Source organism: Streptomyces sp. NPDC004126 (genome assembly GCF_050275515.1).
Lineage (GTDB): Bacteria > Actinomycetota > Actinomycetes > Streptomycetales > Streptomycetaceae > Streptomyces.
This window is the reverse complement of sequence record NZ_JBNNPF010000008.1, coordinates 122,593-146,622: the sequence shown is the minus strand read 5'-3', so window position 1 is coordinate 146,622 and position 24,030 is coordinate 122,593. Positions and strand designations below refer to the sequence as shown.

Annotated in this window: 21 protein-coding genes; 11 read left to right on the top strand and 10 right to left on the bottom strand. The window is 72.1% G+C overall.

Translation table 11 applies throughout. The annotated features are described in order from the left end of the window. The first annotated feature begins 187 nt into the window (after nt 1-187). The gene (locus ACQKM2_RS10455) at nt 188-1,051 is read left to right on the top strand and encodes an HAD family hydrolase (protein WP_427708350.1); all 864 of its coding nucleotides are present in this window, start codon (nt 188-190) and stop codon (nt 1,049-1,051) included. Between the two features lie 411 nt (nt 1,052-1,462). On the opposite strand, the gene ACQKM2_RS10450 is transcribed toward ACQKM2_RS10455, so the two are convergent. After that, nucleotides 1,463-2,299 carry an oxidoreductase gene (locus ACQKM2_RS10450; protein ID WP_427708348.1) on the bottom strand — a complete coding sequence of 279 codons (837 nt, stop codon included), beginning with the start codon at nt 2,297-2,299 and terminating at the stop codon, nt 1,463-1,465. A gap of 109 nt (nt 2,300-2,408) precedes the next feature. Between ACQKM2_RS10450 and ACQKM2_RS10445 the strand changes: the two genes are divergently transcribed. Continuing rightward, a complete protein-coding gene (locus ACQKM2_RS10445) occupies nt 2,409-3,422 on the top strand; it encodes an ATP-binding protein (RefSeq protein WP_427708346.1) in 1,014 nt (337 codons plus the stop codon). On the opposite strand, the gene ACQKM2_RS10440 is transcribed toward ACQKM2_RS10445, so the two are convergent. Then, nucleotides 3,379-4,692 (bottom strand): hypothetical protein, encoded by a 1,314-nt coding sequence (locus ACQKM2_RS10440; RefSeq protein WP_427708344.1) that lies wholly within the window; start codon nt 4,690-4,692, stop codon nt 3,379-3,381. The genes ACQKM2_RS10445 and ACQKM2_RS10440 overlap by 44 nt on opposite strands. Before the next feature lie 235 nt (nt 4,693-4,927). On the opposite strand from ACQKM2_RS10440, the gene ACQKM2_RS10435 reads away from it, so the two are divergent. The 5 genes from ACQKM2_RS10435 to ACQKM2_RS10415 all read left to right on the top strand — a co-directional run bounded on the left by ACQKM2_RS10435 (nt 4,928) and on the right by ACQKM2_RS10415 (nt 12,927). Continuing rightward, nucleotides 4,928-7,525, top strand: coding sequence for a SulP family inorganic anion transporter (locus tag ACQKM2_RS10435; protein ID WP_427708342.1), 2,598 nt, complete (start codon nt 4,928-4,930; stop codon nt 7,523-7,525). A gap of 254 nt (nt 7,526-7,779) precedes the next feature. Next, entirely contained in the window at nt 7,780-9,735 is a 1,956-nt protein-coding gene (gene acs, locus ACQKM2_RS10430; protein ID WP_427708340.1) for an acetate--CoA ligase, read from the top strand. Nucleotides 9,736-10,012: 277 nt separating this feature from the next. Beyond that, nucleotides 10,013-11,458, top strand: a complete 1,446-nt coding sequence (gene nhaA, locus ACQKM2_RS10425) for a Na+/H+ antiporter NhaA (protein WP_427708338.1) — start codon at nt 10,013-10,015, stop codon at nt 11,456-11,458. Nucleotides 11,459-11,512: 54 nt separating this feature from the next. Continuing rightward, complete coding sequence (locus ACQKM2_RS10420) at nt 11,513-11,971, top strand: phage holin family protein (protein ID WP_427708336.1); 459 nt, start codon at nt 11,513-11,515, stop codon at nt 11,969-11,971. Beyond that, nucleotides 11,968-12,927, top strand: coding sequence for an alpha/beta fold hydrolase (locus tag ACQKM2_RS10415; RefSeq protein ID WP_427708334.1), 960 nt, complete (start codon nt 11,968-11,970; stop codon nt 12,925-12,927). The genes ACQKM2_RS10420 and ACQKM2_RS10415 overlap by 4 nt, the downstream gene beginning before the upstream one ends. Nucleotides 12,928-13,306: 379 nt before the next feature. On the opposite strand, the gene ACQKM2_RS10410 is transcribed toward ACQKM2_RS10415, so the two are convergent. The 3 genes from ACQKM2_RS10410 to nth all read right to left on the bottom strand — a co-directional run bounded on the left by ACQKM2_RS10410 (nt 13,307) and on the right by nth (nt 16,153). Then, complete coding sequence (locus tag ACQKM2_RS10410) at nt 13,307-14,509, bottom strand: MarP family serine protease (RefSeq protein ID WP_362468772.1); 1,203 nt, start codon at nt 14,507-14,509, stop codon at nt 13,307-13,309. 13 nt (nt 14,510-14,522) lie between these two features. After that, nucleotides 14,523-15,239: an NUDIX hydrolase gene (locus ACQKM2_RS10405; protein ID WP_427708332.1), complete on the bottom strand. Its 717-nt coding sequence runs from the start codon at nt 15,237-15,239 to the stop codon at nt 14,523-14,525. 158 nt (nt 15,240-15,397) lie between these two features. Then, a complete protein-coding gene (gene nth, locus ACQKM2_RS10400; protein WP_427708436.1) occupies nt 15,398-16,153 on the bottom strand; it encodes an endonuclease III in 756 nt (251 codons plus the stop codon). A gap of 358 nt (nt 16,154-16,511) precedes the next feature. Between nth and ACQKM2_RS10395 the strand changes: the two genes are divergently transcribed. Together ACQKM2_RS10395 and ACQKM2_RS10390 are read left to right on the top strand one after the other, a co-directional pair. Then, nucleotides 16,512-17,186 (top strand): Crp/Fnr family transcriptional regulator, encoded by a 675-nt coding sequence (locus tag ACQKM2_RS10395; protein WP_007264960.1) that lies wholly within the window; start codon nt 16,512-16,514, stop codon nt 17,184-17,186. 186 nt (nt 17,187-17,372) lie between these two features. Next, nucleotides 17,373-18,176, top strand: a complete 804-nt coding sequence (locus ACQKM2_RS10390; protein WP_427708330.1) for a nucleotidyltransferase domain-containing protein — start codon at nt 17,373-17,375, stop codon at nt 18,174-18,176. Here ACQKM2_RS10390 and ACQKM2_RS10385 read toward each other — a convergent pair. The 5 genes from ACQKM2_RS10385 to ACQKM2_RS10365 all read right to left on the bottom strand — a co-directional run bounded on the left by ACQKM2_RS10385 (nt 18,173) and on the right by ACQKM2_RS10365 (nt 21,617). After that, nucleotides 18,173-18,478, bottom strand: a complete 306-nt coding sequence (locus ACQKM2_RS10385) for a ribosomal protein L7/L12 (RefSeq protein WP_427708329.1) — start codon at nt 18,476-18,478, stop codon at nt 18,173-18,175. The genes ACQKM2_RS10390 and ACQKM2_RS10385 overlap by 4 nt on opposite strands. Beyond that, on the bottom strand, nt 18,475-19,320 hold the full coding sequence (locus ACQKM2_RS10380; protein ID WP_427708327.1) for an MBL fold metallo-hydrolase: 846 nt from the start codon (nt 19,318-19,320) through the stop codon (nt 18,475-18,477). Before ACQKM2_RS10380 ends, ACQKM2_RS10385 begins: the two co-directional genes overlap by 4 nt. Continuing rightward, on the bottom strand, nt 19,317-20,225 hold the full coding sequence (locus tag ACQKM2_RS10375) for an NUDIX hydrolase (protein WP_427708325.1): 909 nt from the start codon (nt 20,223-20,225) through the stop codon (nt 19,317-19,319). Before ACQKM2_RS10375 ends, ACQKM2_RS10380 begins: the two co-directional genes overlap by 4 nt. A 760-nt stretch (nt 20,226-20,985) precedes the next feature. After that, nucleotides 20,986-21,459: a RidA family protein gene (locus ACQKM2_RS10370; protein ID WP_427708323.1), complete on the bottom strand. Its 474-nt coding sequence runs from the start codon at nt 21,457-21,459 to the stop codon at nt 20,986-20,988. Next, nucleotides 21,456-21,617: a DUF4177 domain-containing protein gene (locus tag ACQKM2_RS10365; RefSeq protein ID WP_007264966.1), complete on the bottom strand. Its 162-nt coding sequence runs from the start codon at nt 21,615-21,617 to the stop codon at nt 21,456-21,458. The genes ACQKM2_RS10370 and ACQKM2_RS10365 overlap by 4 nt, the downstream gene beginning before the upstream one ends. 46 nt (nt 21,618-21,663) lie before the next feature. Here ACQKM2_RS10365 and ACQKM2_RS10360 point away from each other — a divergent pair, with 46 nt between their 5' ends. Together ACQKM2_RS10360 and ACQKM2_RS10355 are read left to right on the top strand one after the other, a co-directional pair. After that, nucleotides 21,664-22,650: an ArsA family ATPase gene (locus tag ACQKM2_RS10360; protein WP_427708320.1), complete on the top strand. Its 987-nt coding sequence runs from the start codon at nt 21,664-21,666 to the stop codon at nt 22,648-22,650. A 17-nt stretch (nt 22,651-22,667) separates the two neighbouring features. Further along, nucleotides 22,668-23,996 (top strand): ArsA family ATPase, encoded by a 1,329-nt coding sequence (locus ACQKM2_RS10355; protein WP_427708435.1) that lies wholly within the window; start codon nt 22,668-22,670, stop codon nt 23,994-23,996. Nucleotides 23,997-24,030: the final 34 nt, after the last annotated feature.

The following is a 24,030-nucleotide window of genomic DNA, read 5'->3' as shown; positions in this document are numbered from 1 at the left end:
AAGGGGACGCAAACCGCGTCCGGACATGCGACGACCCCCGCCGGGGGGGAGAGCGGGGGTCGTCCCCACGGTCCGACTCGGGGGGGGAGGAGCCAGACCGGGTTAGCACGGTCGCGAACGATCCGTGACTTCCATGGTGTACCCGAGAGCCTTCTCAGGCAAACCCACGCGCCACACCTTACGCCGAATGGTGGGCGCATATGCTCGGCACGTGGAAAATCAGCCCTTGCCGCACTCGCTGCCTCGGACCGCCGCCTTCTTCGACCTGGACAAGACGGTCATTGCGAAGTCGAGCGCTCTGACGTTCAGCAAGTCCTTCTACCGGGGCGGCCTGATCAACCGCCGCGCCGTGCTGCGGACCGCCTACACCCAGTTCATCTTCCTGGCCGGCGGCGCCGACCACGACCAGATGGAGCGGATGCGGGAGTACCTGTCCGCACTCTGCAAGGGGTGGAACGTCCAGCAGGTCCGGGAGATCGTCGCCGAAGCCCTGCACGACCTGATCGACCCGATCATCTACGACGAGGCCGCGTCCCTCATCGAGGCCCACCACACGGCCGGCCGTGACGTGGTGATCGTGTCCAGCTCGGGCGCCGAAGTCGTCGAGCCCATCGGCGAGATGCTCGGCGCGGACCGGATCGTCGCCACCCGCATGGTGGTCGGCGAGGACGGCTGCTTCACCGGGGAGATCGAGTACTACGCCTACGGCCCCACGAAGGCGGAGGCCGTACGCGAGCTCGCCGAGTCCGAGGGGTACGACCTCGCGCGGTGCTACGCGTACAGCGACTCGATCACCGACGTCCCGATGCTGGAGGCCGTGGGGCACCCGCACGCCGTCAACCCCGACCGCGCGCTGCGGCGCGAGGCCGTCGCACGGGAGTGGCCGGTCCTGGTGTTCAACCGGCCGGTGCGGCTGAAGCAGCGCCTGCCCGGGCTGTCGATGCCGGCGCGGCCCGCCCTCGTCGCGGCGGCGGCCGTCGGCGCGGCCGCCGCCACCGCCGGCCTCGTCTGGTACGCGAGCCGCCGGCGCGCGGGGATCCCGGCCGCCTAGGCCTGACCGGACCCTCCCGACCTGGGGCGATACAGACTGTCCGGTTCGCCCCGGGTCGCCCCGGAAAGTAAAGGAATCCGGCCAGGGGTTTCGCTCGGCACCGAAGCGGAGTACAAAGGAGTCACGGCCCGCGAGACCAAAGAACATCCGAGAGGATCATCTTTAAAACGCAGTAAGGCCCACGGACCGAAGCATGAACGCCGAGCACCCACGCGACGTCGACCCGTCGATTACGGGCCAGCCGCACCAGGCCACGGGCAAAGTTCCCGGCCTGATGGGCAACCATCGAGGACGCTTGGTAACTGGGCGTGAATGCCAGCGGCGACACCAGAGCAAGACGGTGTCGCCGCAACCCTGTGCCCGGCCGGAACGGCGCGCCCGATCGGGCCCGCACGACCTGCCGGAACGGCCTCAGGCCGCGCCGCGCTGAAGCGCCTCGCAGACCGCGGTCGACTCACGGACACCGAGCTCGATCGAGCGGCCGCAGTGCCCGATCCACTCCGCCATCCCCTCAGCGGTCCCGGAGACGTACCCCTCGAAGGCCTTCAGGTAGGCCTCCGCCCCCTGCTCCGCGTGGCCGACCTCGGCCGGGCAGATCGCCTTCGGGTCCAGCCCGCTGTTGATCAGCACGATCCGCTCGGCCGCCCGCGCCACCAGCCCGTTGTACGAGGCGAAGGGCCGCAGGGCCAGCAGCTCCCCGTGCACCACCGCGGCCGTCACCAGCGCCGGAGCCGACCCGCCGGCGATGACCAGCCGGGACAGCCCGTCCAGCCGCCCCGCGACCTCGTCGGCGCCCGGGAGCGGCAGGTCCACCAGGGGCTCGTCCACCGGTTCGCCGGCCAGCCGCGGCCGTCCGACCACGTCGACGGCCCCGTCGGCCGCCGGGGCCGCCACCCCGCACGCCACCAGGTGCAGGCGCGCCAGCACCCGCATCGGGGACTGGCGCCAGATGCTCAACAGCTGCCCGGCCTCCGCCGTCAGCCGCAGCGCGGCGCCCACCGTGCGCGCCTCCTCCTCCACCCCGAAGTCGGTCCGGCGGCGCACCTCCTCCAGGGCCCAGTCGGCACCGGACAGCGCCGCGCTGGCCCGGGCGCCGCGCAGGGCGGCCTCCGAGGTGATCTCGCCGCTGCGCCGGCGCATCACCCGGTGCCCGTAGACGCGGTCCACGGCCTTGCGTACGGAATCCACGGACTCCGCGACCCCCGGCAGGGATCCGAGGGCCGCCAGCGGGTCAGAAGCGCTACTCATAAGTAGGGAGCCTACGCACTGCGCACCCATAGCACCGACCCCTCCTTGGAGTGGTCTTCTTCACTCACCTTGACCACACCCCGCTACCATGCCGCTACGCTTGGTGAACATGAAGATCGCTTTCGTGGGAAAGGGCGGCAGCGGCAAGACGACGCTGTCCTCCCTCTTCATCCGCCACCTCGCAGCCAATGAAGCACCCGTCGTCGCGGTGGACGCCGACATCAACCAGCACCTCGGGGCCGCCCTCGGGCTCACCGACCAAGAAGCCGCCGCACTTCCCGCCCTGGGCGCGCACCTGCCGCTGATCAAGGAGTACCTGCGCGGCTCCAACCCGCGCATCGCCTCCGCCGACAGCATGATCAAGACCACGCCGCCCGGCGCCGGCTCGCGCCTGCTGCGCATCACCGAGGACAACCCGGTCTACGAGGCCTGCGCGCGCACGCTGCCGCTCGACGACGGGGACTCCGTACGGCTGATGGCGACGGGCCCGTTCACCGAGTCCGACCTGGGCGTGGCCTGCTACCACTCGAAGGTCGGCGCGGTCGAGCTCTGCCTCAACCACCTGGTCGACGGCCCGGACGAGTACGTGGTCGTCGACATGACGGCCGGGTCCGACTCCTTCGCGTCCGGCATGTTCACCCGCTTCGACGTGACCTTCCTCGTCGCCGAGCCGACCCGCAAGGGCGTCTCCGTCTACCGCCAGTACAAGGAGTACGCCCGGGACTTCGGGGTGGTGCTCAAGGTGGTCGGCAACAAGGTGCAGGGCCCGGAGGACATCGAGTTCCTCCAGGACGAGGTGGGCGAGGACCTGCTCGTCACCTTCGGGCACTCCGACTGGGTCCGTGCGATGGAACGGGGCCGTCCGGCCGCGTTCGAACTGCTGGAGGCCAGCAACCGGCTCGCCCTCCAGGCACTCCAGGACGCGGCGGAGGACTCCTACGCGCACCGCGACTGGAGCAGGTACACCGAGCAGATGGTGCACTTCCACCTGCGCAACGCCGAGAGCTGGGGGAACGCCAAGACCGGGGTCGACCTGGCGGAACAGGTCGACCCCGCCTTCGTGCTCCACGAGGCCCTGGTCAGCCCTCGTCCTGCTCCGCTGCCCGCTCCTCAGCCGGCTTGACCTTGTCCGCGCCCGGCGGGGCGGCCGGAGGCGCCGGCGGCCCCGCGGTGAGGAACTTCGTCCAGCCCTCCTTCGGCGCCTCGCCGACGTCGAGGGTGCGCATCCACTCCAGCGTCTTCGGGTTCTGGACGTCCAGCCAGTCGGCCAGGTCGCGGAAGGGCACGCACCGCACCTCCGGCTTGGTGCACATGTCCTTGACCGACTCCTCGACGGCCCGCATGTAGGTGCCGCCGTTCCACGACTCGAAGTGGTTGCCGATGATCAGCGGTGCGCGGTTGCCCTGGTAGGCCCGGTCGAAGGCCTGCCGCAGGCCGTCGCGCATCTGGTCGCCCCAGTACTGGTGCTGCGCGGGGTCGCCCTGCGTGGTCGTACCGGACTGGTTGACCATGTAGTTGTAGTCCATGCTCAGCGTGTCGAAGGCACGCCCGGGCATGGGCACCAGCTGGAGCGGCAGGTCCCAGAGCCCGTCCGTCTTCTTGGGCCAGATCTGCTTGCTGATGCCGCTGGAGTCGTAGCGGAAGCCCATGTCCTTGGCCGCCAGCATGAAGTTCTTCTGGCCTTCGAGGCAGGGGGTGCGGGCCCCGATCAACTCCTTGTCGTAGTCGAAGGGGAGCGGGGCCATGTTCTTCAGGCCCGCGTTCGTCTTCCAGTTCTTGACGAACGACTTGGCCTGGTTGATCTCGCTCTTCCACTCCGCCACCGACCAGGTGCCGACGCCGCCGTCGGGGCCGCAGAAGTGGCCGTTGAAGTGGGTGCCGATCTCGTTGCCCTCCAGCCAGGCGGCGCGGACCTGGGTGGCGGTGTCCTTGATGCCCTGGAGGTCGCCGAAGCCGATGTCGGACAGGCCCGGTGAGTGCTGCGGCGCGGTGTAGAGGGAACGCTTCTCCTCCGGCAGCAGGTACACCCCGCTGAGGAAGTACGTCATCCGGGCGTTGTACTGCTTGCCCACCTCCCGGAAGTGCGAGAAGAGCTTCTGGCTGTCCTCACCCGCGCCGTCCCACGAGAAGACCACGAACTGCGGGGGCTTCTCGCCCGGTTTCAGCTTCTTCGGCACCTGCACGTTGGGCTGCGAGCCGGTGTAGGCCGTCGAGCCGTCGCCGATGAGGCGGTTGAGGCTGCCGGGAGCGTCCGGGGCGGCGGGGCCCTTCTTCGCACTCTGGCCGCCGGGCGCTCCGGGTTTGGCCGGCCCGGAACCGCTGCACCCGGCGGCGCACAGGACCAGGGCCGTGGCGACCAGGCCGCCGGCGATCTTCTTCGTGGCGGCGATCATCCGCACACCTCTCCCTCGCAGTTCCATCGCGGGACCTTTCGCGATGGAACGTCCCACGCAGTCGTGTTTTAGGAAGGTGTGACAAGCCAGACAAAATACTTATTCACCCTTGAGTGCTAATTCCTAGGCCATTTGCGTGCATTACCTACCACCGCTCTTTACTCTCCATTACCATTCATTTACCGAGTGTTGAGACTCCCGCCGCTTCATCCCTCCTCAGAGGAGACGGGAACCCATGACAGCCACCACCCCAGCCACCACCCCGGAACCGACCCCGGCCCCGGCCCAGGCCGGCCCCCAGAAGCGAAGTCCGCTCAAGGACCTCCCCGCGGACCTGTCCGCGTCCGCCGCCGTCTTCCTGATCGCCCTGCCGCTCTCCCTCGGCATCGCGCTCGCCACCGGAGCCCCGCTCCAGGCGGGGCTGGTGGCAGCGGCCGTGGGCGGGATCGTGGCCGGCCGGTTCGGCGGAGCCCCCCTCCAGGTGAGCGGTCCGGCCGCCGGACTCACCGTGGTGACCGCCGAGTTGATCCAGCGCTACGGCTGGCGCACCACCTGCGCCATCACCGTGCTCGCCGGTGTCTGCCAGCTCGGGCTCGCGCTCCTGCGGACCGCCCGGTCGGCGCTCATGGTGAGCCCCGCGATCGTGCACGGGATGCTCGCCGGCATCGGCGTGACCATCGCCCTGGCCCAGCTGCACATCGTGCTCGGCGGCAGTCCGCAGAGCTCCGCCGTGGCCAACGTCCTCGGACTGCCCGCCCAGTTGGCCGATCCTCATCCTGCGGCCCTCGGAGTGAGCGCGCTGACCCTGTGCGTCCTGCTGGGCTGGGGAAGGCTGCCCGGGCGGGCGGGCCGCGCCCTGCGCAAGGTGCCCGCCGCGCTCGCGGCCGTCGCCACCGCCACCGCCTTCGCGGCGCTCGCCGGGCTCACCCTCCCCCGGGTGGACCTGCCGTCCTGGCGCAGCCACGCGCTGCCCGAGATGCCCGAGGGGCCGGTGCTCGGCCTGATCGCCGCCGTCCTGACCATCACGCTGGTCGGCAGCGTGGAGTCCCTGCTGTCCTCGGTAGCCACCGACAAGCTGATCGCCGCCGAGCGCGGTACGGACAACCGCCCGCCCCGCGCCGACCTCGACCGCGAACTCCGCGGCCAGGGCGCTGCGAACATCGTCTCCGGGATGCTGGGCGGACTGCCCGTCACGGGCGTGGCCGTGCGCAGCGTGGCCAATGTGAAGTCGGGTGCCGTCAGCCGAAAATCAGCCATGTTCCACGGGCTGTGGGTGGTGCTCGCGGCCGGGCTGCTCGTGCCCGTCCTCGACCTCATCCCGCTCGCGGCGCTGGCCGCCCTGGTCATGGCCGTCGGCGTGCAGATGGTCAGCATCACGCACCTGCGCACGGTCACCCGGCACGGGGAGGTGCTGGTCTACGCGACGACCATCGTCGCGGTGGTGCTGGGCGGAGTGCTGGAGGGCGTGGCCGTCGGCATCGCGGTCGCCGTGGCACTGGCCCTGCGCCGGCTGGCCCGGACCCGCATCACGCTGACCGAGCTGGACGGCGTGCACCGGATCTGCGCCCGCGGCCAGTTGACGTTCCTGGCCGTCCCCCGGCTGAGCCGGGTGCTGAGCCAGGTCCCGCACGGCGGGCACGTGGTGGTCGAGCTGGACGGCTCCTTCATGGACCACGCCGCCTACGAGGCCCTGCAGGACTGGCAGAACTCGCATCTGGCGCACGGCGGTTCGCTGGAGCTCACCGGCCGCGGCGGCCGGGCCCTCGCGGGCACCGGCCCGGACGCGGGCACGGAAGCCGGCGCGGACCAGGGCCGGGCCACGGACGCGGCCGCGGACACGGGCTCCGGTGCGGGTGCGCACGCGCGCACCGCAGGGGACCCCGGCGCGGATCCGGGCCCGGTCTCCGGCCCGCCCCCCGGCGCCGGCGCCTCCCCCGCCGGGCACGGCCGGACCGGCTCCAGGTCCGGTGCGGGCGGCGGCCACCGGAGCGACTCCGGGCGCGGGGCGCACCACTGCTGCCGGCCCTGGACGCCCTGGCAGAACCACTGCGACCACCGCGCGGCACACGCCCCCGCCGTCGCGGCGGACCCCGGCGGCACGGTCGTGCGTACGATCCCCAGCGCGTCCGGAGTCCCGGCCGCCGAGACGGCGCCCCGCCGGCGCGGAGCAGGCCAACTGGCCAGCGGGATCAGCGCCTTCCAGCGGGACACGGCCCCGCACGTCCGGGACGAGCTGGCCCGGCTGGCCCGCGAGGGGCAGCGGCCTTCGCAGCTCTTCCTGACCTGCGCGGACTCCCGCCTGGTCACCAGCATGATCACGGCGAGCGGTCCGGGCGACCTCTTCACCGTCCGCAACGTGGGCAACCTCGTCCCGCTGCCCGGTGCAGAGGCCACCGACGACTCGGTCGCCGCGGCCATCGAGTACGCCGTGGACGTGCTCAAGGTCGCCAGCATCACGGTGTGCGGACACTCGGGCTGCGGGGCCATGCAGGCTCTGCTGAACTCCCACCCGGAAGCGCCGGCGACCCCGCTGACGCGCTGGCTGCGGCACGGCCTGCCCAGCCTGAAGCGGATGGGCAGCCGGCACCACGCCTGGGCCCGGATCTCCGGGCGGCTCCCGGCGGACGCCGTGGAACAGCTGTGCCTGACCAACGTGGTGCAGCAGCTGGAGCACCTGCGGGCCCACGAATCGGTGGCCCGCCGGCTCGCCGAGGGCACGCTGGAGCTGCACGGGATGTACTTCCACGTGGGTGAGGCGCAGGCCTATCTGCTGTCCGAGGGAGAGGACTTCTTCGACTGTCGGGTTTTCGACAGCGTCGGCCAGAGCGTGTGATCCACGGCCGGTTCGAACCGATAGCCTCCCGTATCCGTGCAAGCTGTTGGCCCCTTCCCGCACCCTGCAGCGGGAAGGGGCCATTCGTACGCCGTGGACCTGCTCCTGGACCTGCGCCGCGACCCTCCCGGTCGTGATATAGGTCTAAACCAATTTTCGGCTACCCCTTGTCACCTGGGCATCCGACTGATGAGCTATGCCCGGAGACACAGCTATGCCCGGGGACAACGGAAACTCTGGGAAAGGGAGATGTCGTGAGCACTGACAGCCTGGCCAACCTGCTCAAGGAGGAGCGGCGGTTCGCGCCGCCCGCCGATCTGGCCGCCGCCGCCAACGTGACCGAGGCGGCGTACGCACAGGCCGCCGCGGACCGGCTGGGCTTCTGGGCCGACCAGGCGCGCCGGCTGAAGTGGGACACCGAGCCCACGCAGACGCTCGACTGGAGCAACCCGCCCTTCGCCAAGTGGTTCGCCGACGGCAAGCTCAACGTCGCGTACAACTGCGTGGACCGGCACGTGGAGGCCGGCAACGGCGACCGCGTCGCCCTCCACTTCGAGGGCGAGCCGGGCGACAGCCGCTCGATCACCTACGCCCAGCTCAAGGACGAGGTGTCCCAGGCCGCCAACGCCCTCACCGAGCTCGGCGTCCAGGCGGGCGACCGGGTCGCCGTCTACCTGCCGATGATCCCCGAGGCGGTCGTCGCGATGCTCGCGTGCGCCCGTGTCGGCGCCGCGCACTCGGTGGTCTTCGGCGGCTTCTCCGCCGACGCCGTCGCCTCCCGCATCCAGGACGCCGACGCCAAGCTGGTGATCACCGCCGACGGCGGCTACCGCCGCGGCAAGCCCAGCGCCCTCAAGCCCGCCATCGACGAGGCCGTCACCAAGTGCCCGCAGGTCGAGCACGTCCTCGTCGTGCGCCGCACCGGCCAGGACACCGCCTTCACCGAGGGCCGGGACGTCTGGTGGCACGACCTGGTGGGCCGCCAGTCCACGGAGCACACCCCGCAGGCCTTCGACGCCGAGCACCCGCTGTTCATCCTCTACACCTCGGGCACCACGGGTAAGCCGAAGGGCATCCTGCACACCTCGGGCGGCTACCTCACGCAGGCCTCGTACACCCACCACGCCGTCTTCGACCTCAAGCCGGAGACCGACGTCTACTGGTGCACCGCCGACATCGGCTGGGTGACCGGGCACTCGTACATCGTCTACGGCCCGCTCGCCAACGGCGCCACCCAGGTGATGTACGAGGGCACGCCGGACACCCCGCACCAGGGCCGGTTCTGGGAGGTCGTGCAGAAGTACGGCGTCACCATCCTCTACACCGCGCCCACGGCGATCCGTACGTTCATGAAGTGGGGCGACGACATCCCCGCGAAGTTCGACCTGTCGAGCCTGCGCGTGCTGGGCTCGGTCGGCGAGCCGATCAACCCCGAGGCCTGGATCTGGTACCGCAAGCACATCGGCGGCGACCGCTGCCCGATCGTGGACACCTGGTGGCAGACCGAGACCGGCGCCATGATGATCTCCCCGCTGCCGGGCGTCACCGCGACCAAGCCCGGCTCGGCGCAGCGCGCACTGCCCGGCATCTCGGCCACCGTCGTGGACGACGAGGCCAACGAGGTCCCGAACGGCGGCGGCGGCTACCTGGTCCTCACCGAGCCGTGGCCGTCGATGCTGCGCACCATCTGGGGCGACGACCAGCGGTTCATCGACACCTACTGGTCGCGCTTCGAGGGCAAGTACTTCGCGGGCGACGGCGCCAAGAAGGACGACGACGGCGACATCTGGCTGCTCGGCCGGGTCGACGACGTCATGCTCGTCTCGGGCCACAACATCTCCACGACCGAGGTCGAGTCGGCGCTCGTCTCGCACCCCTCCGTCGCCGAGGCGGCGGTGGTCGGCGCGGCCGACGAGACGACGGGCCAGGCCATCGTGGCCTTCGTGATCCTGCGCGGCACCGTCTCGGAGACCGATGGCCTGGTCGCCGAGCTGCGCAACCACGTCGGCGCCACCCTCGGCCCGATCGCGAAGCCGAAGCGGATCCTGCCGGTGGCGGAGCTCCCGAAGACCCGTTCGGGCAAGATCATGCGCCGTCTGCTGCGCGACGTGGCGGAGAACCGTGCGGTCGGCGACGTCACCACGCTGGCCGATTCCTCCGTGATGGACCTGATCCAGACGAAGCTGCCCAGCTCCTCCGACGAGGACTGAGGACTGAGGACTGACGGCAGGGGACTGAGGACTGACGGCTGAGGACCGGGCGGCTGCGAGCCGTCCGAGCCCTGGGGGCGTCCGGCGTACAACGCGCCGGACGCCCCCCGCCCGTTTAAGGTGAAGATCACCCGATACGACCGAACGGGCCCTGCGGTAGACGGACCCTGTAAAGTATGAAAAGCGTCAAGATTTGACGCTCCAAGTCTCAGGGTGCGCCGGGAAGTCTGGTCGGCAACTGCATGTGTCATGCCGTCGACCGACCGGAGGTTCCTCCGTGGCAACGCCCGCCCCCCGCCACAAGCTGCTCGGCCGCCTCTCCCTGCCCGAGCGCCGCTTCGTCGCGGACGCCCTGCGCACTGAGACCGTCGGCGGCGTGCTGCTGCTGGTGGCCGCGATCGCCGCCCTCATGTGGGCGAACATCCCCGCGGTCTCGGCGAGCTTCGACGCCGTCCGGTCCTTCCACATAGGCCCTGCCGCCCTCGGCCTGGACCTCTCCCTCCAGCACTGGGCGGCCGACGGACTGCTCGCGGTCTTCTTCTTCGTCGCCGGCATCGAGCTCAAACGCGAACTCGTCGCGGGCGACCTGCGCGACCCCAAGGCGGCCGCCCTCCCGGTGATCGCCGCGATATGCGGCATGGCCGTACCCGCGCTCGTCTACCTGCTGGTCAACACCCTGGGGAACGGCTCCACCTCCGGCTGGGCGGTCCCGACCGCCACCGACATCGCCTTCGCCCTCGCCGTCCTCGCGGTCATCGGCACCTCGCTGCCCTCCGCGCTGCGCGCCTTCCTGCTGACCCTGGCCGTGGTCGACGACCTGTTCGCCATCCTGATCATCGCGGTGTTCTTCACCAGCGACCTGAACTTCGCGGCCCTCGGCGGCGCCTTCGCGGGCCTGTTCCTCTTCTGGTTCCTGCTGCGCGTCGGCGTCCGCGGCTGGTACGTCTACGTCCCGCTCGCCCTGGTCATCTGGGGCCTGATGTACAACAGCGGCGTCCACGCCACCATCGCCGGTGTGGCCATGGGCCTGATGCTCCGCTGCACCCGCCGGGACGGCGAGGAACACTCCCCCGGCGAGCACATCGAGCACCTGGTGCGCCCCCTGTCCGCCGGACTGGCGGTTCCGCTCTTCGCCCTGTTCTCCGCCGGGGTCTCCCTTTCGGACGAATCCATCGCACAGGTCTTCACCCGCCCCGAGACCCTGGGCGTGGTGCTCGGCCTCGTCGTCGGCAAGGCCGTCGGCATCTTCGGCGGCACCTGGCTGGCCGCCCGCTTCACCCGGGCCGAGCTGAACGAGGACCTCGCCTGGCCGGACGTGCTCGCCGTCGCCTCGCTCGCCGGCATCGGCTTCACCGTCTCCCTGCTGATCGGTGAACTCGCCTTCGCCGGCGACGAGGTCCTCACCGACGAGGTCAAGGCCGCCGTACTCATCGGCTCCCTCGTCGCGGCGATCGTCGCGAGCGTCATGCTCAAGCTCCGCAACCGCAAGTACCGGGCCCTGACGGAGGCCGAGGAGCGCGACGAGGACCTCGACGGGATCCCCGACATCTACGAGCAGGACAACCCGGACTACCACCTGCGGATGGCGCGGATCCACGAGGAGAAGGCCGCCGAACACCGCCGCAGGGCCGAGGCCGCGGCCCTCGCACGGGGCTTGGATACGGCCCGTGCCGCCGGAGAAGCGGCGGGCGGGTCCAGCGCCCGCGCCGACCGTCCGGCATGATCTGAGGGACGACGGAGGACAGCCGCCGGCAGACGACGACAGAGGGAGACAGAGATGAGCGCAGTGGACCAAGGGGCTCCGGGAGCCGAGCGCACACTCGGCCAGCTGGTCGCCGCGGCCACCGCCGAGATGTCCGCCCTGGTGCACGACGAGATCGCCCTCGCCAAGGTCGAGATCAAGCAGGACGTCAAGCGCGCGGGCATCGGCAGCGGCGCCGCCATCGCGGCGGGCGTGCTCGTGCTCTTCTCCCTCCCCGTACTGAGTTTCGCCGCGGCCTACGGCATCCACAATCTCGGTCTCGGCCTGGCCTGGTCCTTCCTCATCGTCGGCGTCGCGTTCTGGCTGCTCGCGGGCCTGGTCGGGCTCCTGGCGGTGGCGAAGTTCAAGAAGATCAAGCCGCCGGTGAAGACCATGGACTCCGTCAAGCAGACCGCCGCGCTGGTGGGAACCGTCAAGCCGCACCCGCGGCCGGTGAGTGACCAGGCTGTGGGTGTGGCACGCTCGTCCTCATGACAGCGCCCTCGGCCGACTCCGGCACTCCGCCCACCGCCGCCACGGCGGTACGGCTCGACCTGCCCGGCGGGCGGGCGGTGACGCACCGGGACGTCGCCGCCAACGGCGCCCGCTTCCACGTCGCGGAGGTCGGTGACGGGCCGCTGGTGCTGCTGCTGCACGGCTTCCCGCAGTTCTGGTGGACCTGGCGGCACCAGCTGACCGCCCTCGCGGACGCCGGGTACCGGGCGGTGGCGATGGACCTGCGCGGAGTGGGCGGCAGCGACCGCACCCCGCGCGGCTACGACCCCGCGAACCTGGCCCTCGACATCACCGGGGTCATCCGCTCCCTCGGCGAGCCGGACGCCGCCCTCGTCGGACACGACCTGGGCGGCTACCTCGCCTGGACGGCGGCCGTGATGCGGCCCAAGCTGGTGCGCCGGCTGGTCGTCTCCTCCATGCCGCACCCGCGCCGCTGGCGCTCGGCGATGATGGCCGACTTCGGCCAGACCCGGGCGAGTTCCCACATCTGGGGGTTCCAGCGGCCGTTCATCCCCGAGCGGCAGCTCGTCGCCGACGACGGGGCCCTCGTCGCGGAGCTGATCCGCGACTGGTCCGGCCCGCTGCTCCCGGAGGACGCCGATCTGGACGTGTACCGGCGGGCGATGTGCATCCCGTCCACCGCGCACTGCTCGATCGAGCCCTACCGCTGGATGATGCGGTCGATGGCCCGCCCGGACGGACTCCAGTTCTACCGCCGGATGAAGCGCCCCGTACGGGTGCCCACGCTGCACCTGCACGGCTCGCTGGACCCGGTGATGCGCACCCGCAGCGCGGCCGGATCCGGGGAGTACGTCGAAGCCCCGTACCGCTGGCGGCTCTTCGACGGCCTCGGGCACTTCCCGCACGAGGAGGACCCGGACGGCTTCACCGCCGAGCTGGTGAACTGGCTCAAGGACCCCGAACCCGACCGCTGACGGACCGTCGGGGGCGCGTGGCCGACGCCGCCTGACGGTTCGTCGGGTCACTCGTACGGTGGTCCTACGGTCATTCAATTGCCCGGCGCATAGGCCAATTGGCCGCCCCGGACGGGGTTACGGACCTTGGACCCCGGGCACAGCTCGTTGTATGGGCTGGACGCACGACCACGGTGACACCGCACGCGAACGCCGCTCGGCCAGGGCGGCGGGCACGCACGACAGGACCGGCCGGGACGGCCACGACCCCCGGCTCGGGATTCCGCGCATCCTCCGCCGCCGCGCCCGCTGGGTCTCGGCGCGGCTGCGCCATCCACGCATGTAGGACCCCGCCCGGGAGCGGCTCCGCCGGCCGGTACGCGACCGCGTACCGGCCGGGTCAGAGGGCGCAGCCCTGGGTGTCCGCCCGGCGCTCGGCGGTCTTCCCGACGCGGATGTCGTCGCGGATCTCGTCCGCCGTCAGGGCGTAGCCGGTGTTCGGGTCGTCGAGCGACTTCGCGAAGACGACCCCGTACACCTTGCCCTCGGGCGTCAGCAGCGGGCCGCCGGAGTTGCCCTGGCGGACGGTCGCGTACAGCGAGTACACGTCACGGCGGACGGTGCCCCGGTGGTAGATGTCCGGGCCGTTGGCGTTGATCCGGCCGCGGACACGGGCCGCGCGGACGTCGTAGGCGCCGTTCTCCGGGAAGCCGGCGACGATCGCGTCGCTGCTGCTCGTCGCGTCCTTGTCGGTGAACTCCAGCGCCGGGGCCTTCAGCTTGGGCACGTCGAGGACCGCGATGTCGCGCTCCCAGTCGTAGAGCACGACCTTGCCGTCGTAGAGCTTGCCCTCGCCGCCGATCTGCACCGTCGGCTCGACGACCCCGCCGACGACATGGGCGTTGGTCATGACCTTGCCCGGCGCGAAGACGAAGCCGGTGCCCTCCAGGACCTTGCTGCAGCTGGGCGCGGTGCCGACGACCTTCACGATCGAGAGCTTGGCCTGCTGGGCGACCCCGCTGCGGGCGAGGGCCGGGTCGGGAGCCTTCACCTCGGTGATCGGCTCGTTCGAGAACGGGCTGAAGACCTGCGGGAAGCCGTTCCGGGCGAGGGTGGAACTGAAGTCCGAGAACCAGGTGTTCGCCTGGGCGGGCAGCACCCGCGACACGCCGAGGAGCACCTTGGAGTTGCGCACCTCCTTGCCCAGGGTGGGCAGCGAGGTCCCGGCCAGCGCCGATCCGATCAGCCAGGCCACGAGCAGCATCGCGACGACGTTGACCAGGGCGCCGCCGGTCGCGTCGAGCGCGCGGGCCGGAGACCAGGTGATGTGGCGTCTGAGCCGGTTGCCCAGGTGGGTGGTCAGCGCCTGGCCGATCGAGGCGCAGATGATGATGACCACGACCGCGATCACCACCACGGTGGTGGACACCTGGGTGCCGTTGTCGGTCACGCGGTCCCAGATCAGGGGCAGCAGGGACACGGCGATGAGGCCACCGCCCAGGAAGCCGATCACCGACAGGATGCCGACGACGAACCCCTGGCGGTAGCCGACGATCGCGAACCACACGGCGGCGACCAGCAACAGGATGTCCAGCACGTTCACGTGGGCCACCGTCTCATGCGTGCCAGTCGAGCGGGACGTGACGTGAGCGGTCCCACGGTCGCTCCCAGCCCGAGAAGTGCAGGATCCGGTCGATGACGCCGGCCGTGAAACCCCAGACCAGGGCCGATTCCACGGTGAATCCGGGCCCTTCGTGCCCGCGCGGGTGGACCACGGTGACCCGGTGGGCGGGGTCCGTGAGATCCGCCACGGGCACCGTGAAGACCCGGGCCGTCTCCGCCGGGTCCACCGCGCCGACCGGGGAGGGCTCGCGCCACCAGCCGAGCACCGGGGTCACCACGAACTCGCTGACCGGGATGTAGAGGCGCGGCAGCACCCCGAAGAGCTGGACGCCGGACGGGTCCAGCCCGGTCTCCTCCTCCGCCTCGCGCAGGGCGGCGCGCAGCGGGCCGGTGGTGTGCGGGTCGCCGTCCTCCGGGTCGAGGGCGCCGCCGGGGAAGGAGGGCTGCCCGGCGTGCGAGCGGAGGCTGCCCGCGCGCTCCTGGAGCAGCAGCTCAGGGCCGCGCGGGCCCTCGCCGAAGAGGATCAGCACGGCGGACTGGCGGCCCCGGCCGTCCTCCGGGGGCAGGAAGCGGCTGAGCTGGCGCGGCCGGACGCTCCGGGCGGCCGCCACGACGGGGTCGAGCCAGGAGGGCAGGCCGGCCGTCGTGAGGGCCAGGCCGTCCCCCTCGCGGGCGGCTGCCGTGGTCTCGTCCTGCGTACCGCGCGTCATGGGCACCCCTGTCCGCGTTCCTCTGTCGACGTTCGTCTGGCAACACCGTCTCCCACACCGCTGAACGCGGTCCGGTTCCCGATTCGTTCCGGCGGGGGCGCGGGGGCCGGGCGTCGCGCGCCCCCGCCGCGCCCGCCGCCTTCCGCCGCGCCCCGCGCTCAGGGCTCCGTACGGGCTCCCAGCGGCGCCGCCGGGAGGCCCGGGTAGTCCGGGGGCGGGCTCAGGCGCTGGCCCGGCTGGCCGCCCTTCTCGTACTTCAGGAGCTTCTGCGCCTTCTCCGGGTCCGTCTCGCCCTCCCCGTAGGCCGGGCAGAGCGGGGCGATGGGGCAGGCGCCGCAGGCGGGCTTGCGGGCGTGGCAGATGCGGCGGCCGTGGAAGACGACACGGTGGGACAGCATCGTCCACTCGCTCTTGGGGAAGATCGCGCAGATCTCCGCCTCGACCTTCTCGGGGTCCTCCTGCTCGGTCCACTTGAAGCGGCGCACCAGCCGGCCGAAGTGGGTGTCGACGGTGATCCCGGGGACCCCGAAGGCGTTGCCGAGGACCACGTTGGCCGTCTTGCGGCCGACTCCGGGCAGGGTGACGAGGTCCTCGATCCGCCCCGGCACCTCGCCGCCGTAGTTGTCGCGGAGCGCCTGCGAGAGGCCCATCAGGGACTTGGCCTTCGCCCGGAAGAACCCGGTCGGCCGGATGATCTCCTCCAGCTCCTCGGGCACGGCCTCGGCCATGTCCTCGGGGGTCGGGTAGGCGGCGAAGAGGGCCGGGGTCGTCTGGTTCACGCGCAGGTCGGTCGTCTGCGCGGACAGGACCGTCGCGACGAGCAGCTCGAAGGGATTGCGGAAGTCCAGCTCCGGATGGGCGTACGGGTACACCTCCGCGAGCTCGCGGTTGATGCGGCGCGCCCGGCGGACCATCGCGAGACGGGATTCCGGCTTCGCCGCCACCGGTTTCTTGGCCGAACCTTTGCCCAACGGGACAGGTCGCACCTTTTCGGACGCCTTCGCGGGGGCTTGTTCGCCCACGGCTGAATTCTGGGTCGCCGTCACTCCCGCGGACCCCTTGGCCTGTGCTCTCACCGGCTTATTGGACACCCGGCCAGCCTAAGGCCGGCCGCCGACACCCGCCCGGACCTCAGGTAACACCACCCCGATCGGCCTCTCGCCGCACAGCACGCCCATCCGTCCGGCATCCTTGTGATTGATCGCACTGTTTGAGCCGTCCGGCAAAATGGGGAGCGGTCCCCACTGGCTGGTCGACATAGGAGAGAGACTCGTGGACGACGTTCTGCGGCGCGCCCCGCTCTTCGCGGCGCTCGATGACGAGCAGGCCGCGGAGCTCCGCGCCTCCATGGCCGAGGTGACCCTCGCACGCGGCGACGCCCTGTTCCACGAGGGCGACCCCGGCGACCGGCTGTACGTCGTGACCGAGGGCAAGGTGAAGCTCCACCGCACCTCCCCCGACGGCCGCGAGAACATGCTGGCCGTCCTCGGTCCCGGCGAGCTGATCGGCGAGCTGTCGCTCTTCGACCCGGGCCCCCGCACCGCCACCGCCACCGCCCTGACCGAGGTCAAGCTCCTCGGCCTCGGCCACGGTGACCTCCAGCCGTGGCTGAACGCCCGGCCCGAGGTCGCGACCGCGCTGCTGCGCGCCGTCGCCCGGCGCCTGCGCAAGACCAACGACCAGATGTCCGACCTGGTCTTCTCCGACGTCCCCGGCCGTGTCGCCCGGGCGCTCCTCGACCTGTCGCGCCGCTTCGGCGTCCAGTCGGAGGAAGGCATCCACGTCGTCCACGACCTCACCCAGGAGGAGCTGGCGCAGCTCGTCGGCGCCTCCCGCGAGACCGTGAACAAGGCCCTGGCCGACTTCGCGGGCCGCGGCTGGCTGCGCCTGGAGGCGCGTGCCGTGATCCTGCTGGACGTGGAGCGGCTCGCCAAGCGCTCGCGCTGACCCCCTGGGGCAGTCTTCGCGGAGGGGCCCCGTCCGGGTGCGGACGGGGCCCCTCCGCGCGTTCCCGGGGCACGGCACGGCACCGGGCGCGGCGGCACGGCCGGGCGCCCGCCGTTGAACACCCGCCGTTGAACACCCGCCGTTAAATACCCGCCGGTCAGCGGCCCGGGCGGGCAGAGTAGGGCCATGGGGCACAGAGGACTGGACGCGGACGGGTACTTCGAGCGGGAAGGGTCCCTCGGGCGGGTCCAGCCCGAGTTCGTCGGCCTCGTCGCGGCCGCGCGGGCCCGCGTCGCGGAGGCCTACGGGCGCCGCCTGCACAGTGCCTACCTCTACGGCTCCGTACCGCGCGGGACGGCCCGGCCGGGGCGCAGCGACCTCGACCTGCTGATCGCCCTGCACCGGGAGCCCGGCGACGAGGACCGCGACACGGCCGAGGTGCTCGGGCGGGGCCTCGACCAGGACTTCCCCCAGATCAACGGCGTCGGCGTCCTGCTGTACGGCAAGGAGCGGCTGCTGAGCGAGCAGGAACGTTACGACCTGGGCTGGTTCCTCGCCTGCCTGTGCACCCCGCTGCTCGGCGACGACCTCGCCGAGCACCTGCCCCGGTACCGGCCCGACAGCCTGCTCGCCCGGGAGGCCAACGGCGACCTGGCCGCCCTGCTCCCGCGCTGGCGGGCCCGGTTCGAGGCAGCTGCGGAGCCCTCCGAGTTCCGCAGGATGAACCGGTTCTTCTCACGGCACCTGGTGCGGACCGCGTTCACCCTGGTCATGCCCCGGTGGGGCGGCTGGACCAGCGACCTCGCCGAGTCCGCCGAGGTCTTCGGCGGGTACTACCCGGAGCGGGCCGCCCAGCTGCGGCGCGCGGCCGCCGTGGCCCTGGACCCCGTCGACGACCCGGCCGTGGCCCGGGCCTACCTCGACGACCTCGGGCCGTGGCTCGCCGACGAGTACACGGCCCGGCACGGGACGAAGACGCCGCGGGACTAGGCCTTGGCGGCGGCGGGCGCTTCGAGGGCCTCCACGGCCCGCTTGGCCTCCGCCAGGCCCGCACCCGTGATCTGCCGGTAGACCTTGATCGCCGAGATGGTCCGGCCGTCCCGCACCAGCGCGCGGACCTCGTCCATCCCGGCCGGCTCGGGCTCCTCGATGCCGAAGTGGTCCAGGACCAGCCCGAGCCGGCGCTCCAGCCGGTCCGCCTTGTCCTCCAGGGCCCGGACCTTCAGGTTCAGGGTCGAGGTGATCCACCCCGCCACCGCGAGCAGCGCGAGCGCCAGGAACAGCGTGTTCATTCAGGTCCCCCCGGGATCAGTCCGTGATCACGAAGGTACTCCAGCTGCGCCTGCACCGACCACGTCGCGGCAGGCCACAGCGAGCGGTCCACGTCCGCGTAGACCCGGGCGACGACGGCCTCGGCCGTGGTGAAACCGTCCTCCACGGCCGTCTCCACCTGGGCGAGCCGGTGGGCGCGGTGCGCGAGGTAGAACTCGACGGCCCCCTGGGCGTCGTCCAGTACCGGCCCGTGGCCCGGGAGCACCGTGTGCACCCCGTCGTCGACGGTCAGGGAGCGCAGCCGGCGCAGGGAGTCCAGGTAGTCGCCGAGCCGGCCGTCGGGGTGCGCGACGACGGTGGTGCCGCGGCCGAGGATCGTGTCCCCGGTCAGCACGGCCCGGTCGGCCGGCAGGTGGAAGCAGAGCGAGTCGGCGGTGTGCCCGGGGGTGGCCACCACGCGCAGCTCCAGGCCGCCGGTGCGGATGACGTTCCCGGCGGCCAGGCCCTCGTCGCCGAGGCGCTGCGCGGGGTCGAGGGCGCGGACCTTCGTACCGGTGAGCTCGGCGAAACGGCCGGCGCCCTCGGCGTGGTCGGGGTGGCCGTGCGTGAGGAGCGTCAGCGCGACCCGCTTGCCGGCCTGCTCGGCGGCGCCGATGACCGCCCGCAGGTGCCCCTCGTCCAACGGGCCCGGGTCGATGACGACGGCCAGCTCGGAGTCGGGCTCGGACACCAGCCAGGTGTTGGTGCCGTCCAGGGTCATCGCCGAGGCGTTCGGGGCCAGGACGTTGACCGCGCGGGCCGTGGCGGGCCCGGAGGAGACGGCCCCCCGGGGCTGGCCGGGGAGGGCTGCGGCATCGGTCATGCGGGGTCTCCCGGGCTCACTCGCTTCGTGAACTCGTCGTGGCCGGGCCAGCTGAGCACGAGCACGCCGTCCTCCAGCACGGCCCGGGCCAGGACGGGGGCCAGGTCCTGCCCGCCGGCCGCGGCGAGCGCGTCGGCGGCGCTCCCGTACGGCTCCAGGGAGCGCAGGGTCGAGATGGTAGGCGGCATCATCAGCAGCTCGCCCCGGTCGTACCCGTCGGCGGCGTCGGCGGGGCAGATCCAGACGGTCCGGTCGGCCTCGGTGGAGGCGTTGCGGGTGCGCTGGCCCTCCGGGAGGGCGGCGACGAAGAACCACGTGTCGTAGCGGCGCGGCTCGAACTCCGGGGTGATCCAGCGGGCCCACGCCCCGAGCAGGTCGGAGCGCAGCAGCAGCTTGCGCCGGTCCAGGAACTCGGCGAAGGACAGCTCGCGCGCCACGAGGGCCTCGCGGTCGGCCTCCCAGTCGTCGCCGGTGGTGTCGCCGACGACCGTGTCCGGGGTCTCGCCCGCGAGCAGCACCCCGGCCTCCTCGAAGGTCTCGCGCACGGCCCCGCAGACGATCGCCTGGGCGGTCGCGGCGTCCGTGCCGAGGCGCTCCGCCCAGAGGTCCAGGCCGGGTCCGGCCCAGCCGATGCGGTGGTCCTCGTCACGGGGGTCGACGCCGCCGCCGGGGTAGGCGTACGCACCGCCGGCGAAGGCCATGGAGGAGCGGCGGCGCAGCATGTGCACGGCGGGGCCGGCGGGGGTGTCGCGCAGCAGCATCACGGTGGCGGCGCGTCTGGGCTCCACCGGGGTGAGGACCCCGTCGGCGAGCGCGCGGATGCGGTCGGGCCACTCCGGGGGGTACCACTGCCCTCCGGCGGGCGGCTGGCTGGGCGAGGGCTGACCGTGCTGACCATTGGGCATGGCGGGATGCTACGGCCATCCGCCCCGATGTTCGAGGCCCCCCTGCCCCTGCCCTGGCCGGGCGGGGCCCCGATGGCGTTGCCCTGGCCGGGCAGGGCGGGCTGGGCGGGTTGGGCGGAGGCCTCGACGCCATTGCCCTGGCCGGGCGGGGTGGGCCGGGCGGAGGCCTCGACGCCGATGCCCTGCCCTGGCCGGGCCGGTTGTGGGGCGCCGGTGTCCGTGGCTGCGCGTGGGGCCGGGTGGCGGCTCGGGCACCGCTGCGCGGGGCCGGTCCCCTACCCGCCCTTCCACCGTTCCCAGGGGCTCCGCCCCAGACCCCGCGCCTCAGACGCCGGCGGGGCTGGAGGTTGCCGGCGGGGCTGGATCGGCCGGCCGGCGCCTGGCGGGCTTGGAGTGCGCGCAGCGCACTTCCAGCCCCGCCTGGGGGCACCTCCCAGCGGTAGCTGGGGGAGTTTGAGGCGCGGGCGCGGTAGCGCCGTGCGGTGACCCGCACCGGCGCGCAGCGCCGGCCCCCTCAGCCGCGCCGGCGCTTGAGGCGAGAACGGGTGAAGGGCGGGGAGGGGCGAGCCCCGCGCAGCGGCAGACCACCCGCACGCGCCCACCGCCCCCGGACACGCGAACCGGCCCCGCCCCGCAAGACGCCGAACGGAGTCAGGCGCAGCGGCGCGAAGCCGGTGAGGCCGCCCGCGGCCGAGCCGCGCGAGCGGCTCGTGAAAAAGGCGGCGGCACGTGAAGAGGGCGGCGGCGCGCCGAGGAGGGGTCAGGCGTCGGCGGTCAGCTCGACCTGGATCTCGATCTCGACCGGCGCGTCCAGCGGCAGGACCGCCACACCGACCGCGGAGCGCGCGTGCACGCCCTTGTCGCCGAGCACCTCACCCAGCAGCTCGCTCGCACCGTTCAGCACGCCCGGCTGCGCCGTGAAGTCGGGGGCCGAGGCGACGAAGCCGACGACCTTCACCACACGGGCGATCTTGTCCAGGTCGCCGACCACGGACTTGACGGCGGCCAGCGCGTTCAGCGCGCACGTCGCCGCGAGTTCCTTCGCCTGCTCCGCGGAGACCTCGGCGCCGACCTTGCCGGTGACGGGCAGCTTGCCCTTCACCATCGGCAGCTGGCCCGCGGTGTACACGTACGCGCCCGACCGGACCGCCGGCTGGTACGTGGCCAGCGGCGGGACGACCTCGGGCAGGGTCAGGCCGAGCTCGGCGATCCGGGCCTCGACGGCGCCGCTCATGCCTTCTCCCGCTTGAGGTAGGCCACGAGCTGCTCGGGGTTGTTCGGGCCGGGCACGACCTGGACGAGCTCCCAGCCGTCCTCGCCCCAGGTGTCCAGGATCTGCTTGGTGGCGTGAACCAGCAGGGGGACCGTCGCGTATTCGAACTTCTTGGTCATGGGGGCGAGCGTAATGCCTGAGCGGGAGTGGTTAGGCTCGGACGCTGTGAGCAGGCTCCAGGTGGTCAGCGGCAAGGGCGGCACCGGCAAGACCACGGTCGCCGCGGCACTCGCGCTGGCCCTCGCGCGCGAGGGCAGGCGGACTCTTCTCGTGGAGGTCGAGGGCAGGCAGGGCATCGCACAGCTTTTCGGCACGGAAGCGCTCCCCTACGAGGAGCGGAAGATCGCCGTCGCGCCCGGCACGGGCGGGGGTGAGGTGTACGCGCTCGCCATCGACGCCGAACGGGCACTGCTGGACTACCTCCAGATGTTCTACAAGCTCGGCTCGGCCGGCCGCGCCCTGAAGAAGCTCGGCGCGATCGACTTCGCGACGACGATCGCGCCCGGTCTGCGGGACGTCCTGCTGACCGGCAAGGCGTGCGAGGCGGTGCGGCGCAAGGACAAGGCCGGGCGGTTCGTCTACGACCACGTGATCATGGACGCGCCGCCGACCGGGCGGATCACCCGCTTCCTGAACGTCAACGACGAGGTGGCGGGGCTGGCCCGGTTCGGGCCGATCCACAACCAGGCGCAGGCCGTCATGAAGGTGCTCAAGTCCCCGGACACGGCCGTGCACCTGGTGACGCTGCTGGAGGAGATGCCCGTCCAGGAGACCGCGGACGGGATCGACGAGCTGGTGGAGGCGGGGCTGCCCGTCGGCCGGGTGATCGTCAACATGGTGCGCCCGCACCACCTCGACGAGGACACCCTGCGCGCGGCCGCCGAGGGCCGCCGCGCCGAGATCGCCAAGGCGCTGTCCCGGGCGGGGCTGGGCGGGGCGCGGCGGGGCGGGCTGGCCGAGCGGCTGGTGGAGCCGCTCCTGACGCAGGCCGCCGAGCACGCGAGCCGGGTGGAGCTGGAGCGGGAGCAGCGCGCGGTGCTGGCGGGGCTCGACGTGCCGACGTACGAACTCCCCCTGCTCGGCTCGGGAATGGAGCTGGCCGGTCTGTACGAGCTGGCGGCGGAGCTGCGCAAGCAGGTGGGCGCCGAATGAGCGGGGGCGGGGAGAGCATGGGCCTGGACACGCCGCAGCGGCTGGCGGTCGACGCGCTGTTGGACGATCCGGGGACCCGGATCGTCGTGTGCTGCGGCGCGGGCGGGGTCGGCAAGACCACCACCGCGGCCGCGCTGGGCGTACGGGCGGCCGAGCGCGGGCGGAAGGTGGTCGTGCTGACCATCGACCCGGCGCGCAGGCTGGCCCAGTCGATGGGGATCGACTCCCTGGACAACACCCCGCGCCGGGTGCCGGGGATAGAGGACGGCAGCGGGGCGGGCGACGGTGAACTGCACGCCATGATGCTGGACATGAAGCGGACGTTCGACGAGATCGTCGAGTCGCACGCGGACGCCGAGCGGGCGCGGGCGATCCTGGCGAACCCCTTCTACCAGTCCCTGTCGGCCGGCTTCGCGGGCACGCAGGAGTACATGGCGATGGAGAAGCTGGGGCAGTTGCGGGCCCGGGACGACTGGGACCTGATCGTCGTGGACACCCCGCCGAGCCGGTCCGCGCTGGACTTCCTCGACGCGCCGAAGCGGCTGGGGTCCTTCCTGGACGGGAAGTTCATCCGGGTGCTGATGGCTCCGGCGAAGGTCGGCGGCCGGGCCGGGATGGCGTTCCTCAACGTCGGCATGTCGATGATGACCGGCACGCTGAGCAAGCTGATGGGCGCCTCGCTGCTGAAGGACGTGCAGACGTTCGTGGCGGCGATGGACACGATGTTCGGAGGGTTCCGCACGCGCGCGGACGCGACGTTCCGGCTGCTCCAGGCTCCCGGTACGGCGTTCCTCGTGGTCGCGGCGCCGGAGCCGGACGCGCTGCGCGAGGCGGCGTACTTCGTGGAGCGGCTGGCCGCGGAGAAGATGCCGCTGGCCGGTCTGGTGCTGAACCGGGTGCACGGGAGCGACGCGGAACAGCTGTCGGCGGAGCGGGCGCTGGCGGCCGCAGAGAATCTTGAAGAAGGCGGCATTGTCGATCAGGAGTCCGGGAAAGCTGGACTTCGTGACGCCGCCGACGACGGCTCCCCCGGTGTGGGCGACGTGCACGACCAGAGCAACGTGAACGACGTAGACGACGTGAGCGACGTGAACGACGTGAACCACGCAGACGACGTGGACGCCGTGAACGACGTGGACCAGATCACCGCAGGACTGCTGCGCCTGCATGCCGAGCGGATGCAGGTGATCGCGCGTGAGCAGCGCACACGCGATCGCTTCGCCTCTCTTCACCCGGAGGTGGCGGTGGCCGAAGTGGCCGCCCTGCCCGGCGATGTGCACGACCTCGCCGGGCTGCGGGCCATCGGAGAGCGACTCGCGGCCGGGGTTCCGGCCGCAGGAGCGTAGGCGTACGTACGAGTGGTGCCGGCGCGGCGCCCGG